The sequence below is a fragment of the Vibrio variabilis genome (genome assembly GCF_003263785.1).
GTDB classification, from domain to species: Bacteria; Pseudomonadota; Gammaproteobacteria; order Enterobacterales; family Vibrionaceae; genus Vibrio; species Vibrio variabilis.
This window is the reverse complement of the sequence record NZ_JYJK01000154.1, coordinates 1-230: the sequence shown is the minus strand read 5'-3', so window position 1 is coordinate 230 and position 230 is coordinate 1. Positions and strand designations below refer to the sequence as shown.

Below are 230 nucleotides of genomic sequence, written 5' to 3'. Positions count from 1 at the left end.
GTAAAGATAAAGAGATTTTGTTTTTGCTGAAAAGCGAAAGCAGAAAATAGTAAGTGCCCAACACTTACTGCTTAGTGTCCCGTTCGTCTAGAGGCCTAGGACACCGCCCTTTCACGGCGGTAACAGGGGTTCGACTCCCCTACGGGATACCATTGGGTCGTTAGCTCAGTTGGTAGAGCAGTTGACTTTTAATCAATTGGTCGCAGGTTCGAATCCTGCACGACCCACCA

Annotated in this window: 2 tRNA genes; both read left to right on the top strand. The window is 48.3% G+C overall.

The features are described 5' to 3' along the window. Window positions 1-76: 76 nt before the first annotated feature. Window positions 77-152: transfer RNA gene (locus TZ48_RS24240), tRNA-Glu, on the top strand. Window positions 153-154: 2 nt separating this feature from the next. Continuing rightward, window positions 155-230: transfer RNA gene (locus TZ48_RS24235), tRNA-Lys, on the top strand.